This is a genomic window from Kushneria konosiri (assembly GCF_002155145.1).
In the GTDB taxonomy this organism is placed as follows: domain Bacteria; phylum Pseudomonadota; class Gammaproteobacteria; order Pseudomonadales; family Halomonadaceae; genus Kushneria; species Kushneria konosiri.
On record NZ_CP021323.1, the window covers coordinates 2843591 to 2857967 of the forward strand.

Genomic DNA, 14377 nt, shown 5'->3' on the forward strand with positions numbered 1-14377 from the left:
CTCTTCAGGGTTGGTGGTAGACGTCTCGGACGCTATGATCAGCGGTTCAAGTTTTCCGTGGGAGTGTGGCATGTCGAGTCTTTCTCCGAAGCCCGACCAGGGGTGTCGGACACGCTCTCCGATCCGTCGTGGCATCTGGATTGCCCTGGCAGCACTATGCTTTGGAATCGGGATCGTGGGCATTTTTTTGCCTTTGCTGCCGGCGACCGACTTCATGCTGCTATCCGTTATCTGTGCCTCTCGGGGATCAAAACGCTTTGAGCGCTGGATCCGGCGCAATCGCTTTGCCGGGCCCCTGATTCGGGCCTGGGAAGAAGAACGTGCCATTCCTCTGCCCGCCAAGATCGTGTCGATTGCCATGATGTTTGTCAGTGCCTGGGTGATCTGGATTCACACCGGTTTCAATTGGCTGTTCTGGCTCTTGTGTCTGGTCCTTGTGATGGTGGGGGCTTTTGTGGCCACAAGGCCATTACCTTCCAGCAGATGGCGCGAGCGTCCAACAGATGGTTGAGCCATTAAAAAACGCCGCTTCATTCTGAAGCGGCGTTTTTATATCAAAGGCCTCTAGCGCTGAACGCGGTCAGACATGGAGGCTATCAGCCGTAGTTGACGTAGAACGTCTTGCTTTTGACATAGGCATCCAGCCCGTATTTGCCGTCTTCACCCCCCAGACCGCTGTTACGATAGCCCTTGTGGAACCCCTGGACCGATTCACCGCCACCACGATTGACGTAAACTTCGCCGAAATCGAGCTCACGGGTCAACGCCATCAGCTTTTTCATGTCACGAGTGAAGACATACGCTGACAGGCCATATTCGGAAGCGTTGGCCAGCGCAATGGCTTCTTCAAAGCTCTCTACCTTCATGATGGGCACGACCGGACCGAAGATCTCTTCCTGCATGATCTTCATATCGTTGTTGACCCCGGTCAGGATGGTCGGTGCATAGTAGCTGCCCTGATCATATTCACCACCGGTCAGCCGCTTGCCGCCGGTGACCAGTTCCGCACCGTCACGCTGTGCCTGCTCGACCATGGCATGAACCTTTTCAAGCTCGTCCCTGTTGATCTTGGGACCCATGTCGACATCACCGTCGGTCAGCGGGTTGCCCACTTTCAGCCCCTCAACGCGTGATTTGAATCGCTCAAGGAAGCGGTCATAAATACCGGACTGCACGTACATGCGTTCATTGCAGGTGCAGATCTGCCCACAGTTGTTAAAGCGCGAAGTGATGGCTGCGTCGATCGCCGGATCAAGATCGGCGTCATCCATGATGATGAAGGGCGCCTTGCCACCCAGTTCAAGACGTACGATCTTGAGATGTTCGGCAGCCGCCTTGTTGATCTCGCGCCCGCCGCGGACGCTGCCGGTCATGGTGACCAGCTGGGTGATGGGGCTGGTCACCAGATGATGGCCCACGTCCTGGCCACGGCCATTGACCAGATTGATCACTCCATCAGGAACGCCTGCCTGGCGTGCCAGTTCAACAATCTCCAGCGCGGTCAGCGGTGTCTCTTCCGAGGGTTTGAGAACAATGGTATTGCCTGCTGCCAGAGCAGGCCCCAGCTTGCGTCCGATCAATGCAGCAGGAAAGTTCCAGGCAGTGATGCCGACCACGACGCCGTGAGGCACCTTTTGAATCCAGATCTGTTCATCGGGATCGTCTGCCGGAATGATGTCGCCTTCAAGACGACGCGTGTTTTCGGCGGCAAAACGGATCAGGTCGCCGCACATGGCTACATCGGCACGGGATTCCGCCAATGGCTTGCCCTGTTCCGAGGTGATCAGATTTGCCAGTCGCTCGCTGTTGTCCTGAATCAGCGAGACCAGCTTGTACAACACATCAGCACGTTCAACCGCCGTTTTGCGTGACCATTCGGGAAACGCCTTCTGAGCGGCCTTCAGTGCCTGATCAGCGTTGTCGGCGTTGGCCATGCCCACCCGGGCGATGATGTCACCGGTCGCAGGGTTGGTGACATCCAGCATGTCGCCGTCGCAATCGACCCACTGCCCGCCGATGAACTGGCGATAAACGTTGATGCCATTGTGTTGTGACTTCATGTCCATATTCTCTGACCTCCTGTCGGTTCGTATGGTCTGTCAATTGACACGGATAGGATAGGCCCCATGTCGTTTGGCCGTCAGATTAACCGATGTGGTCAACGCAGGACGTACCAGCCAGTGAAAGGCGATGTTGGGCGCTTTCTGGCCCAGACTTTGATGGATATATCACCTGAAAGTTCGGGAGCGCACGATGCGTTATGTATGGATAGGGTTGGCGGCGCTCTGCTTTTTGCTGGGTCTTGCTGGAGTGATACTGCCTTTGGTGCCTACAACGCCCTTGATGCTCGCCGCGGTCATACTGGCTTCAAAAGGGTCTCCACGATTTGCCCACTGGATTCGTCATCACCGTGTAGCCGGCCCTGCCATCAATAACTGGATGCAGGAACGCGCCATTTCAAGGCAGGCAAAGATGACAGCCGTACTGACCCTGACCCTGAGTGCGATACTGATATGGTGGACCATAGACGTGTTGTTCATACGCCTTGGGGTCTCCCTGTTGCTGATCCTTGTCGGTCTGTGGATCGTCACGCGTGCGACACCGGCCAGACGTTGAATGCCAGCCACTTCAGCGCCACGTTACGCTTTCTTTGAGCCGATCCGAGTCCCGGGCGTAGACTGTCAGGACGGTAATTCATTTTCAGGAGCCTTTCATGGCCGAGCCACAAGCCATTTATCTCAGCGACTATCGTCCTCCCGCTTACCGCGTCGAGAAAACGGAGCTGACCTTTGACCTTGACTCGCATGCCACGCGGGTCAAGGCGCGCCTTAAGTTACAGCGTCATCCCGAATACGACGCGCAGGCGGCATTGACGCTGTATGGTCATGGTCTGGTGACCGAGCGCGTGGCCATTGATGGTCAGACGCTGCTGGAAAGCGAATATCGCATCGACGGCGATCAATTGATTATCGATCAGGTGCCGGCCTCATGTGTACTGGATACCGAGGTGGTCATTGATCCGGCCAACAATACCGCGCTGGAGGGGCTTTACGTTTCCGGGCCGATGTTTTGCACCCAGTGTGAGCCCGAAGGATTTCGACGCATTACCTGGTATCCCGATCGCCCCGACGTGATGGCCGTGTTTACCACGACGGTCATCGGCGACAGGCAGCGTCAGCCGGTACTGCTGTCCAACGGTAACCCCATCGAGCGTGGCGAGTTGCCAAACGGTCGTCACTTTGTGACCTGGGAAGATCCGCACCCCAAGCCTTCCTATCTGTTTGCACTGGTCGCCGGCTCGCTGGAATGCGTGCGTGACAGCTTCACCACCATGAGTGGGCGTGAGGTGGCGCTTGAGCTTTGGGTCGAGGCGCAGAATCTGGAAAAGACCGACTGGGCGATGGCGTCGCTCAAGCGCGCCATGGTTTGGGACGAGCAGGCCTATGGGCGTGAATACGATCTGGATCTTTTCATGATCGTGGCCGTGGATGATTTCAATATGGGCGCCATGGAAAACAAGGGGCTCAACATTTTCAACAGCGCGGCAGTACTGGCCAATCCGCAGACCACCACGGACGCCACCTTCCAGCGTATCGAAGGAATCGTGGCGCACGAGTACTTTCATAACTGGTCCGGCAACCGTGTGACCTGTCGCGACTGGTTCCAGCTGGCGCTCAAGGAAGGCTTTACGGTCTTTCGTGATCAGAGCTTCTCTTCCGACATCAACTCGGCGCCGGTCAAGCGCATTGAAGACGCTGCGTTGCTGCGCACCCTGCAGTTTGCAGAAGATGCGGGTCCGACGGCTCATCCGGTGCGTCCCGATCACTTTATCGAAATCTCGAATTTCTACACCCTGACCATCTATGAAAAGGGTGCCGAGATCGTGCGCATGCTCAGCAACCTGCTGGGCGAAGAGACCTTCCGCCGCGGCAGCGATCTCTACTTCGAGCGCTTTGATGGCCAGGCCGTGCGCGTCGAGGACTTTGTCGAGACCATGGCCGAAGTGTCAGGTGAAGACCTGACCCAGTTCATGCGCTGGTACGCTCAGGCGGGAACACCGCAGCTTGCGGCGAATGGCGATTATGATGCCGAGCAGCGCCGATTCACTCTGACCATTGCTCAAAGGACGCCACCCACGCCCGGACAGGATGACAAAAAGCCCTTGCATGTGCCGGTACGCATGGGGCTGATCGCCGCTGACGGGCAGCCGATCGAGCTGATCCTCGGTGGTGAGTCGTACGGCACCGATACCGTGTTGCATCTGCGCGAAGTCGAGCAGCAGTGGGTCTTTGATAACGTTGATGAAGGGGCCGTGCCGTCGCTGCTGCGCGGACTTTCAGCGCCGGTTCGCCTTGAGTATCCCTGGTCGCGCGATGAGCTGTCACATCTGATGCGCTTTGACGAGGATGGCTTCAATCGCTGGGACGCCACGCAGCGATTGGCACTGATGGCGATCGAGGAAATGATGGTGGCTCATCAGCGTGGTGAGCTCATGGCGCTCGACGCTCGTTTGATCGAGGCCTTTCGTCATCTGCTGCGTGAGCCGACCGACGACAAGGCGGTGCTGGCCGAGATGCTGCGTCTGCCCAGCGAGGCGTGGATTGCCGAGCAGCAGAGCCATGTGGATATCGATGCCATTCATGGTGCGAGACGTGCTGCGATCGAGCAGCTGGCGGACAACCTGTTTGCCGAGTTCGAGAGTGTCTATCACGCCAACCAGCAGACAGAAGCCTATGCGCCTACGCCCGAGCAAATTGCCTCGCGCAGCCTGAAAAACGTGGCGCTTTCCTATCTGGTCGCCAACGGTGAACCCGAAGCCCTCAATATGGCACTCGCTCAGTATGAAGCCGATCACAACATGACGGATGTGCGGGCGGCGCTGACATTGCTGGCGCATTCTGATCGTGCGGATCTGGGAGATCCGGCCATTCGCGCTTTCGGCGAGCGCTGGGCGCATGATTCGCTGGTCATGGATCAGTGGTTTGCCACGCAGGTGACGCGCCCTCAGGCCGATGCGCTGGAGCGCGTGCGTTTTCTGATGAATCACCCGGCCTTTTCGATCAAAAATCCCAACCGGGTAAGGGCACTTGTGGGGGCTTTCACCCAGCAGAACCGGGTCAACTTCCATCGTCTCGATGGCGAGGGCTATCGGCTGCTGGCGGACGTGGTCATCGAACTCAATCGTCTCAACCCGGAGATCGCCGCGCGCATGATTGTGCCGCTAACGCGCTATCATCGCCTGGACGACAAGCGTCAGGCACTGATGCGCGGCGAGCTTGAGCGCATTCGCAAGGAGAATCTCTCGCGCAACGTGTTTGAGGTGGTAGAAAAGGCGCTGGCCTGATCCCTCATGAAAAACGGCGCCCTCTCGGGCGCCGTTTTTTTGATGCCGACAGGCGATCGTCGAACATCATGAGTGACTTGCAGCGACTCAGGGCGCGATGGCGCGGGTGGCGTCGGTGAAGCCCAGCAGGGAAATACTGGTATCCAGACGCTGGCCGTTGGGGTCAAACAGGCTGACCGTGGCTTTGGTGCCGCCACGCAGCTGGCTGAGCAGCTGACCCTGCAGAGGCAGGTCGGCACGGCAGGCGTCATCCATGCAGACCTGGTACGGGAAGGGGATCTCCTTGCCATTATCGACCTGAAGCTGCATGCCGGGGGCCAGGCGCACGCCCAATGGCAACAAAAAGACCATGACGGGATCACTGCTCTGCGGCGGGTAGGCCACGACAACCCGCATGACAGGACGTTTGCTGTCGGGACTGTTGACGAGCTGTGTCATGGTGCAGCGCGCATCATTGCCGCCGCCTTTGGGACAGCGAACCTCCCAGTCCCGGTATTGCTTGATATCGGCATCGGATGCGTTTTGTGGCTGCACCTGAGATTGGGCATGAGCCACGGGCACCATATAGAGGGAAAATAGCGTCGCCATCAGGGCCAGAAACCCTGAAGCCGACATGCGGCGTAACAGCATGTGCAGTCTCTCCTGTAAATGACGGGCACGGGTATGGCCACGCGCAGAGCGCTACCCGAAGCGCTACACACTAAGCCCTGAAGCCTTTTTTATAAAGCCTCTCGGCGGTGAAGAGTGCAGGATGGCGTTGGTGAAAACGGATGCCCTTGAGTTCCCACAGGGCTCAGGGTGAGTTCACAAGATCGGTAGAAATGGGACGATTGCCAAATACCGGACGCAGCACAAAGTTGGAGTGAACGCCGGTTACCCCTTCGATCGGAGTAATATGTTCCAGCAGCAGGCGCTGGTAATCGTCCATGTCTTCCACGCGGATCTTGAGCTGATAGTCGACTTCCTGGCCGGTAATCATCAGGCATTCGATGACTTCAGGCAGAGCGGCGACACGCTGTTCGAAATTGGCAAAGCGCTCGGGCGTATGCCGGTCCATGGAAATGTGGACCAGGGCCATCAGTCGATAGCCCAGCCTTCGGGCATCGACCTGTGCCTGATAGCCTGTGATCAACCCGCTCTCTTCAAGCGCGCGTACCCGCCGGAGACAGGGCGATGGTGACAGGCCCACCCGATCGGCCAGGGCCTGATTGCTGATTCGGCCTTCCGTCTGAAGGATTTCGAGGATATGTCGATCATAGCGATCAATCGCAATGGCAGGTTGTCTTTCGGACATTTATTGGTGCCTTGTGCCAAGATAATGTTTAATATTGGCATTATATTGCTTTATGTGGGGTCTTTGCCACGATAATCGCAAGGACCTGTCATGTTGGCAGCGTTATACTGGCTCTACTGTCACAAGCAGTGCCGATGTGGCTCACGGGCGTGCTTCACGAGAGCGGCTCCCGATGATGTCCCTGTTCAGGCATGAAACATCCCTTCAGCGCTTATCAGAGGTAGACATGACTGCTTTCAATCATCGCAAGTACAGCCCCGCGCCGCGTGTGCCCGCCTTCAATCGTCAATGGCCCGATCGCGATCTCGAATCCGCGCCGATCTGGGTCAGTGAAGACCTTCGCGACGGCAACCAGGCGCTACTGGAGCCGATGAGCGTGGAGCAGAAAAAACGCTTCTGGAAGCAGATCATTCGTGTCGGCATCAAGGAAGTCATGGTCGGCTTTCCCTCGGCCAGTCAGCCGGATTACGACTTCGTGCGCTGGTTGATCGAGGAAGATCAGATCCCTGAGGATGTCACCATTGCCGTACTGGTGCAGTGTCGTGAGCATCTGATCGAGAAGACGTTTGAAGCGCTGGTCGGTGTCAAGCGGGCCATTATCCATCTGTATAATTCAACATCGACCACGCAGCGCGAGCGTGTGTTCGAAATGGACCGCGACGGCATCATCAATATTGCGGTCAGCGGCGCGCAGTGGGTCAGGGAGCATGCCGAGCGCTACCCGCAGGTTGACTGGCGCTTTCAGTATTCTCCGGAAAGCTTCTCGAGTACCGAACTCGATTTTTCCCTGGCCATTTGTGAAGCGGTCATGGACGTCTGGCAGCCCACGCCTGACAACAAGTGCATTTTGAACCTTCCCAATACGGTGGAGGTGGCCGGACCACACCATCATGCTGACCAGATCGAATATTTCTGCCAGAACATCAGTCGCCGTGACAGCGTGATTATCTCGGTCCACACGCACAACGATCGCGGCGGTGCGGTGGCGGCCGCCGAGCTGGCCCTGCTGGCCGGCGCCGAACGTGTCGAGGGCACGCTGCTGGGCAACGGCGAACGCACCGGCAACATGGATATCGTCACGCTGGCGATGAATCTCTACAGTCAGGGCATCGATCCCGAGCTTGACCTGTCGCGCCCTGACGAAATCATTCAGGTCGTGACCGAGTGTACCGGCATCACCATGCATCCACGCCATCCGTGGGTGGGGGAGATGGTCTATACTGCCTTCTCCGGCAGCCACCAGGATGCCATTCGTAAATCGCTCAAAAAGCAGGGCGACGACGAGCCCTGGCAGGTGGCCTATCTGCCGATCGACCCGCGCGATATCGGTCGCGATTATCAGGCAGTGATTCGCGTTAACAGTCAGTCCGGCAAGGGCGGTATGGCCTTTTTGCTTGAACGCGACTATGGCATCAGTCTGCCGCGCTGGATGATGCTGGCGCTGGCGCCTCATGTGCAAAAGGAAAGCGAGCGCTTGAGCGGCGAGCTTTCCAGCGAGTCCATCCGTCGGCTGCTGTTTAATACCTTCATGCGTGAAGGGCCGCTCTCTCTCGTGGATTATCGCCTGTCGCGCGCCAGTGAAGAAGGGCTGTCCATTACGCTTGAGCAGGGTGGCGAGCGTCTGGCGCTGGAAGGTAGCGGCAACGGTGCGATGTCGGCCTTCATGAACGCGTGGCAGCGTCACAGTGGCCAGCAGGTGGGCATTCTCGATTATAACGAGCATTCGCTGGGCGAAGACAGCGAGGCCAATGCCATCGCCTTTGTGCAGTTGAATGTGGATGGCCAGCGAATCTGCGCCGTGGCCGAGGACAGCGATACCGTCAGCGCCTCACTCAAGGCGATCATCTCGGGTATCAATCTGTGCAATGAAACGACCGGTGCACGGGATGGTCTGACAGCGATGGCTGACAGCGTCTGATCCCTGTTGACCTGTCGCCATTAAAAAGGCCTGCTGCCATCCCGGCAGCAGGCCTTATGGCGTTCTGTCTGGTATCAATCCTAATAGGGTGACAGCAGCAGGGTCTGGATATCCACGTCCATGGGCACTCGAAAGCTGCTGGCGCCAAGCACCAGCTGGTCAGCCAGACGAACGATCCGGGCATTAACAAACACCTCGCCTCGCGCGACGGCATAGGTGCCCAGCAAAACGGCGCTGGCATTATAGTTGTTGCCCAGTCGCTGCACGTTACGAGACAGGATCAACTCGCCGGTGTACTCCTCGATATAAAGACTGTCACGCAGCTTCACCTCGATAACATTGAGGCCCTGTTCGACCAGTTTGGACATCATGGTTTCGGTCAGCGTCCGGCCGAGCGTGGAGGAGCGACCAAGCTGATCCACGTCGACAAAGGTGGTCGCAATGATGGTGTCACTGGGCGACAGACGACCATGAGCATTCCTGACCAGCTGCTCGGCAGCCGTATCAACCCGGGAAAGCAGAGTGGGGCGCTCGGGCACGGTATTGTATCCCGGCAGGGAGGAGCAGCCCGTCACCAGCATGCAGAGCAGCAGTGCCACCGTTAAAGGCAGGCGAGAAAATCGTTGGCTTACCATTGCGATGAAACCCTCAGCCCGCTTCGGCTTTCGTAATGATTGCTGTCACCATCATTGATGTAATAAATGTTGGAAGACGAATATAACAGCGTGTCGAACTCGCTTGCGCGAGTGGTAATGATGACTTCGGTATTGCCCACCTTGGTGATGTTACCGCCAAAAACATCAAGCAGTGCGGCGCCCGGGATCAGTGCCAGAGCCGGCTCGGACCAATGGTTGAGGGGCTGAAATGCCCATGCAACGCCTGCAGCGAGGAAGGTAAGGGCGCCCGGCGGTGGACGGATACTGCCACGGTCGCTGTGCGTGACGACCTGAACCATCGGGTTGATGATCACGGAACCTTCGGGCTGGGTGCTGACCAGCGCGCCCTGCTGAACCAGCTGGCTTTCAAGCAGCGAATGATAGCCGCGCTCAAAAGGCGTCGACGGCTGTGGCGAGAAGACATAGAGAGGCCGGCTGCGAAGGCGCTGGTTGGCCATGATGCCGCGGGCTTCGTTGCGGGCCAGTACGTCCCAGTGATGGGCGGCCTGCATGCGCTGCTGCTCGCTCATCTCCCAGGTGGTCGCCATGGGGGCCTGGGACGTATTGACTTTAAAACAGCCACTCAGCGTGACCGCCAGGCAGATGGCGCCCCAGATCCTTAACGACATGAATTTCCTTCCCTTGATGACGCAGCTCTTGTGGGTCTGTGCCATGGTTGATCAGGAAGTTCTTATCGGCCATGTGAGCGCTGGCTTGAGCCCGGCCATGACGGATCAATCGATGCCATGGCCTTGTGTCCATCAGGCAGGAAGGAGGGTGATGAGGCGGCCGGTGTCGGGTCAGGGAATTAGCCACGACAGGACCAGAAGCCCCAGCACCAGCCAGATCAGGCCGCCAATGATGCCGCCGCGCAGTATGGCGCGTACACCATTGACCAGCAGCAAAAGGCCAATGACCAGAATCACCAGGCTGAACAGGGAGGGGCTGATACCCAGTGAACTGGTGAGCCCATCGATGAAACCGCCCATGGCGCCAAAAAGGTTGGCGAAAATGGAGGCCAGAAATTCCACAATGGCACGAATGATGTTGCCCAGCGTTTCGCCGACCCAGCTGAAAAAACCGTCTGACTGCATGGTGAAGTTTCCGCTAAAGATGAGAGTGCGTCAGTTGCCAGGGGTACCGGCCTGCGCGCGCAGCCAGGCGATTTCCTGATCCCATATGGCAGGCTCGATGGTTTCCAGAATCATGGGAATATCACCAATCCGAGGGTCCTGCATGATGGCCTTGAAGGCATCACTGCCGATATTGCCCTGGCCCAGACTGTGATGGCGATCCACGCGGCTGCCCAGCGTGCTTTTGGCATCATTGAGATGCATGCCACACAAATACTCAAGGCCGACTACTGATTCCAGTTCATCCAGAACTGCCCGGGTAGACGCTTCTGTGCGCAGGTCGTAGCCACCGGCGAAGGCATGGCAGGTATCGATACAGACACCGACGCGTGATTTGTCATCCACCTGCTCGATGATTTCTGCAAGCTGTTCGAAACGATAGCCCAGATTGCTGCCCTGACCGGCCGTATTTTCGATGACAGCAGTTACCCCACGGGTTTGCGCCAGAGCCTCATTGATGGACTCGGCAATGATCTTTAGACATTCACTTTCGCTGATCTTTCGCAGATGGCTGCCCGGGTGAAAATTGAGAAGGGTCAGTCCAAGCTGCTCGCAGCGCTGCATCTCATCGAGAAAGGCCGCGCGCGATTTGGCCAGCCCTTCGGCTTCCGGATGACCCTGATTGATCAGGTAACTGTCATGAGGAAGAATCTGCGCGGGTGTAAAACCATGATGGTGGCAGGCCTTTTTGAACGCCTCGATGACGTTGTCGTCGAGCGGTTTGGCCTTCCACTGACGCTGATTTTTGGTAAACAGCGCAAAGGCATTGGCCCCAATGTCCACGGCGCGTTTGATCGCCTGGTCAACGCCGCCGGCGGCGCTGACGTGTGCTCCAATATAATGCATGTCGCGATCGATCCCAGAGCCTAAATACACCATTATGACAGCCGCCGGGACAGAGCTCCATGTCAGGCATGCCGGCCCTCACGGTGTGTTGTCAAATGCCAGTGCGTCATTAACGTCTTCCAGTCTTGCCATGGCAGCGTCGATCGTGAACGCAGGAGTGCGCGGTGGATCGAACACGTCACCACGGACGCCCTGGACAATATGTTCGATGGACAGACAGCTACCACCCGTGACGCCGCGCCAGGCTCTGACCTGTCGATAGTGGCTCATGCCGGCATCGCTGATTTCAAAACGTGTAAAGGGATGACCATCGATCATGGTGGGTGTACCGGTCAGTGTCTGACCGGCGCGCTCGGGATGGGTGCAATGTGCCACGATTTCGGGGTTGTGGCTGCGCCCCAGCAGCCACCAGCCGCTTCTGATGTCATCGGAGTCTGGCAGTTTTAAAAGCACCGGTCTCTGACCGGCCCCGGGGTTGGTGCTCAGGCTGCTCCAGCCGGGATCATCAAATCCGGAGCCATCAAAGCGATCCACCCTGACCAGATCACTGTTCGTCAGTGTCAGGATGTCATCCTGATAAAACGGTGGCGGGGTGGAGGGTGCCGACTGGCAGCCCCAAAGGACTGCCCCGATCATCCCCATGGTCATGACTTGCAGCACTGTCGGCCTCATCACGCTTTGTCACGTTTGTACGACGACGTGCCCTTCCCATGTCGTGTTGCCTTGTCAGCGCCATGACGTCGTTGAATCAACCCCTGTTTGCACTCCTTCTGGGCTTCCAGATCGCCGCGGATCTGCGCATGGCTGATCAAGGAAAAGATAAACGTGCCACCGACCACATTGCCGGCAAGCGTCGGAAGGGCAAAGCGGAAAAGGAAATCGCTCCAGTCGGCATTGCCTGAAAACACCATGTAAAACATTTCACTGGCACCCACGACAATATGCGCAAAGCCGCCAATGGCCATGACGTAGGTAATGATCAGAATGATCCAGACCTTGGCCTGATCAGCCGCCGGTATCAGCCATACCAGAGTGGCAATCATCCAGCCGGCCAGAATGGCGCTCGAAAACATCTCGAATGGTGACTTTTCCATGAGATGATGGCCCAGCGTGATAAAGGCCTCATGTGTCGACGGATCGAACATCGGCATTTTCAAAAAGGTGATGGCTGACAGGGCAGCGCCCACCATATTGCCGATCAGGACCACACCCCACAGTCTGCCCAGGGCGCCAAAATTGGCCATCGTGGGATGGCTCATGACCGGCAGGACGGCCGTCACGGTATTTTCCGTAAACAGCTGCTGGCGAGCCAGAATCACGACAATAAAGCCGATCGTGTACCCCAGACACTCGATCATGAAACCTGCGCCCGTGTCCGGCAGTTGCGCATGCATAAGACCGCGCGCCACCATGGAAAAACTCATGGAAATGCCGGCGGCGATGGCGGACCATAAAAGCGCCATCGAATCGCGGGCCAGTTCCTTTTGTCCATCCTTGCGAAGTCGCTGGTGAACCGCGGCCGCCTGAGAAGGCAGCTCCTGAGCTTTCTCTTCCTCACCATTGGCGTGTTGGTCAGAAACGCTTCCTGAAGGGGCCTCCTGTGGTTCCTGCTCCGAGACTTCTGCATCCAGTCCGCCTTCAAAATCATCTTCTGCGTGCTGTTTTTCTTCTTGGCTCATAGCGATACGCGCCTTCTTGTTGTGGCGAGGGTCCATAGGCTTAGCGTAGCCGGACCGCTTTCAAACTGATAGCAGGTGTTGGCCGACTCCAGCGTAGTCTGTACAGTGCCTTTTCTTCTTGTAAAAGAGTCTGATAATGGGCATTTCCTCCGGCAATCGACGCCTGATTGCCATGATGATGGCGCTGATCGTGCTTACTCCGCTGGGCGTCGATATCTTTTTACCTTCCCTGCCCATGGTCGCGCAGGACTTTGCCCTGGATACCGCCAGTATCAAGTGGTCCATTACGCTATATCTGATCAGCATGGGGGTTGGTCAGCTGGTGGCCGGTCCGCTGGTAGACAGTCTCGGACGACGGCCCATGGCGATTGTCGGGGCGTTTGTGTATGGCCTGGCTGCGGCGATGTGCTTGATGGCCGACCAGGTCATGCTGTTTTACGTCGGACGCCTGCTTCAGGGGCTGGGCGCGTCACTGGCCACCGTCGTGGCGTTTTCCTGCGTGAGAGATCGTTTTGAGGGGGAGCGGCGAGCGGGCATCTATAGCTTTTTGAATGCAGCCGTCTGTGTGGTGCCGGCACTGGCCCCCCTGCTGGGAAGCCTGTTGGCCGCTTTCTGGCACTGGCGTGTCAGTTTTGTTTTCATGACGGTCTTCGCGCTGGCGGTTGCGATGTTTTGTCTGTGGGGGCTGGAAGAGACCCGACCGGTCAGAGAACATAAAAGCCGCCTTTCTCATTATGGACGTGATGTGGCTGCCATTCTGAGTGATGGCCAGTTTGTCTTTCATGTTCTGATCGCCATGACCGGCATGACCGTCATTCTTGTCTATGTCACGACATCGCCAATACTTCTGATCGACCAGGCCGGCTTGAGCGAGCTGGCTTTTGGCGGCTGGTTTGGCACCATCGCGGCCATTAACGTAGTGGCTTATTTTCTCGCCCCACGGCTGATCTCGTCTCTGGGGCAGCATCGCGCCATTCAGGCAGGGCTCGTTGTCATGGTCATTGGTGGCTTCTGTCATGCCTTGTTTTATAGTGCTTTCGGTTCGGGCGTGGCGTCCTTCATGCTGCCCAATGCCGTCATGGTGACCGGCTTTTCATTAACGCTGGGGGCTGCATTGAGTCTGGCACTTGAGCCCTATGCAGATAGAGCAGGGCTTGCTTCATCGCTGGCGGGATGTTGTCAGATGGGCGGTGGTGCGCTGATGGCCTCACTACTGACATGGTTGCCGCTATCGCCTCAGTGGATACTGGCGCTGACCGGCATTCTGGGCGCGGGGGGGCTTTTGTTGACGGCATTGATGGTATGCCATCGGCACCGGGTGCTCGCATGACCGGTTAAATCTGTTATCGACGTGTCACCGGGTGGTAAAAAAAGACAGCGTTTCATTATGACTACTGAGAAAAAGCCCTGCCAACGCTAGAATGGCGCACGTATGCACATCCAATGCATGACATATCCTGGGTCGCTGCGGCACTTTGGGACGTATCGTGCGTACAAAAGTGACGTA

General features: G+C 57.3%; 14 protein-coding genes. 5 read left to right on the plus strand and 9 right to left on the minus strand.

Annotation, left to right across the window (positions count from 1 at the left end):
- Positions 1 to 70 precede the first annotated feature (70 nt).
- Positions 71 to 511, plus strand: a complete 441-nt coding sequence (locus B9G99_RS13125) for a YbaN family protein (protein WP_086623477.1) — start codon at positions 71 to 73, stop codon at positions 509 to 511.
- Between the two features lie 85 nt (positions 512 to 596).
- Here the strand turns inward: B9G99_RS13125 and aldA are convergent, their stop codons facing one another.
- Complete coding sequence (gene aldA, locus B9G99_RS13130; RefSeq protein ID WP_227875818.1) at positions 597 to 2066, minus strand: aldehyde dehydrogenase; 1470 nt, start codon at positions 2064 to 2066, stop codon at positions 597 to 599.
- A gap of 187 nt (positions 2067 to 2253) precedes the next feature.
- On the opposite strand from aldA, the gene B9G99_RS13135 reads away from it, so the two are divergent.
- A complete protein-coding gene (locus B9G99_RS13135; RefSeq protein ID WP_086622559.1) occupies positions 2254 to 2616 on the plus strand; it encodes a YbaN family protein in 363 nt (120 codons plus the stop codon).
- 97 nt (positions 2617 to 2713) lie between these two features.
- Positions 2714 to 5344, plus strand: coding sequence for an aminopeptidase N (pepN, locus tag B9G99_RS13140; protein ID WP_086622560.1), 2631 nt, complete (start codon positions 2714 to 2716; stop codon positions 5342 to 5344).
- Between the two features lie 87 nt (positions 5345 to 5431).
- Here the strand turns inward: pepN and B9G99_RS13145 are convergent, their stop codons facing one another.
- Positions 5432 to 5974 (minus strand): invasion associated locus B family protein, encoded by a 543-nt coding sequence (locus B9G99_RS13145; RefSeq protein ID WP_227875819.1) that lies wholly within the window; start codon positions 5972 to 5974, stop codon positions 5432 to 5434.
- Positions 5975 to 6137: 163 nt separating this feature from the next.
- On the minus strand, positions 6138 to 6638 hold the full coding sequence (locus B9G99_RS13150) for an Lrp/AsnC family transcriptional regulator (protein WP_086622561.1): 501 nt from the start codon (positions 6636 to 6638) through the stop codon (positions 6138 to 6140).
- Positions 6639 to 6864: 226 nt separating this feature from the next.
- On the opposite strand from B9G99_RS13150, the gene B9G99_RS13155 reads away from it, so the two are divergent.
- Complete coding sequence (locus B9G99_RS13155) at positions 6865 to 8556, plus strand: 2-isopropylmalate synthase (protein WP_086622562.1); 1692 nt, start codon at positions 6865 to 6867, stop codon at positions 8554 to 8556.
- A gap of 80 nt (positions 8557 to 8636) precedes the next feature.
- On the opposite strand, the gene B9G99_RS13160 is transcribed toward B9G99_RS13155, so the two are convergent.
- The 6 genes from B9G99_RS13160 to B9G99_RS13185 all read right to left on the minus strand — a co-directional run bounded on the left by B9G99_RS13160 (position 8637) and on the right by B9G99_RS13185 (position 12870).
- The gene (locus tag B9G99_RS13160) at positions 8637 to 9191 is read right to left on the minus strand and encodes a FlgO family outer membrane protein (protein ID WP_086622563.1); all 555 of its coding nucleotides are present in this window, start codon (positions 9189 to 9191) and stop codon (positions 8637 to 8639) included.
- Complete coding sequence (locus B9G99_RS13165; protein ID WP_086622564.1) at positions 9185 to 9841, minus strand: hypothetical protein; 657 nt, start codon at positions 9839 to 9841, stop codon at positions 9185 to 9187. Before B9G99_RS13165 ends, B9G99_RS13160 begins: the two co-directional genes overlap by 7 nt.
- Positions 9842 to 10012: 171 nt before the next feature.
- Positions 10013 to 10306, minus strand: coding sequence for a hypothetical protein (locus B9G99_RS13170; RefSeq protein ID WP_086622565.1), 294 nt, complete (start codon positions 10304 to 10306; stop codon positions 10013 to 10015).
- Positions 10307 to 10336: 30 nt separating this feature from the next.
- Positions 10337 to 11191: a deoxyribonuclease IV gene (gene nfo / locus B9G99_RS13175; protein WP_086623480.1), complete on the minus strand. Its 855-nt coding sequence runs from the start codon at positions 11189 to 11191 to the stop codon at positions 10337 to 10339.
- 78 nt (positions 11192 to 11269) lie between these two features.
- Positions 11270 to 11827 carry a hypothetical protein gene (locus B9G99_RS13180; RefSeq protein ID WP_086622566.1) on the minus strand — a complete coding sequence of 186 codons (558 nt, stop codon included), beginning with the start codon at positions 11825 to 11827 and terminating at the stop codon, positions 11270 to 11272.
- 35 nt (positions 11828 to 11862) lie between these two features.
- Positions 11863 to 12870 (minus strand): formate/nitrite transporter family protein, encoded by a 1008-nt coding sequence (locus tag B9G99_RS13185; protein WP_086622567.1) that lies wholly within the window; start codon positions 12868 to 12870, stop codon positions 11863 to 11865.
- 136 nt (positions 12871 to 13006) lie between these two features.
- Between B9G99_RS13185 and B9G99_RS13190 the strand changes: the two genes are divergently transcribed.
- Complete coding sequence (locus B9G99_RS13190; RefSeq protein WP_086622568.1) at positions 13007 to 14200, plus strand: multidrug effflux MFS transporter; 1194 nt, start codon at positions 13007 to 13009, stop codon at positions 14198 to 14200.
- Positions 14201 to 14377: the final 177 nt, after the last annotated feature.

Coding starts and splice junctions, on each gene's coding strand:
- B9G99_RS13125 (WP_086623477.1), top strand. CDS start 71: ATGTCGAGTCTTTCTCCGAAGCCCGACCAGGGGTGTCGGACACGCTCT.
- B9G99_RS13180 (WP_086622566.1), bottom strand. CDS start 11,827: ATGATCGGGGCAGTCCTTTGGGGCTGCCAGTCGGCACCCTCCACCCCG.
- B9G99_RS13145 (WP_227875819.1), bottom strand. CDS start 5,974: ATGCTGTTACGCCGCATGTCGGCTTCAGGGTTTCTGGCCCTGATGGCG.
- B9G99_RS13135 (WP_086622559.1), top strand. CDS start 2,254: ATGCGTTATGTATGGATAGGGTTGGCGGCGCTCTGCTTTTTGCTGGGT.
- B9G99_RS13190 (WP_086622568.1), top strand. CDS start 13,007: ATGGGCATTTCCTCCGGCAATCGACGCCTGATTGCCATGATGATGGCG.
- B9G99_RS13155 (WP_086622562.1), top strand. CDS start 6,865: ATGACTGCTTTCAATCATCGCAAGTACAGCCCCGCGCCGCGTGTGCCC.
- B9G99_RS13185 (WP_086622567.1), bottom strand. CDS start 12,870: ATGAGCCAAGAAGAAAAACAGCACGCAGAAGATGATTTTGAAGGCGGA.
- nfo (WP_086623480.1), bottom strand. CDS start 11,191: ATGCATTATATTGGAGCACACGTCAGCGCCGCCGGCGGCGTTGACCAG.
- aldA (WP_227875818.1), bottom strand. CDS start 2,066: ATGGACATGAAGTCACAACACAATGGCATCAACGTTTATCGCCAGTTC.
- B9G99_RS13165 (WP_086622564.1), bottom strand. CDS start 9,841: ATGTCGTTAAGGATCTGGGGCGCCATCTGCCTGGCGGTCACGCTGAGT.
- pepN (WP_086622560.1), top strand. CDS start 2,714: ATGGCCGAGCCACAAGCCATTTATCTCAGCGACTATCGTCCTCCCGCT.
- B9G99_RS13150 (WP_086622561.1), bottom strand. CDS start 6,638: ATGTCCGAAAGACAACCTGCCATTGCGATTGATCGCTATGATCGACAT.
- B9G99_RS13170 (WP_086622565.1), bottom strand. CDS start 10,306: ATGCAGTCAGACGGTTTTTTCAGCTGGGTCGGCGAAACGCTGGGCAAC.
- B9G99_RS13160 (WP_086622563.1), bottom strand. CDS start 9,191: ATGGTAAGCCAACGATTTTCTCGCCTGCCTTTAACGGTGGCACTGCTG.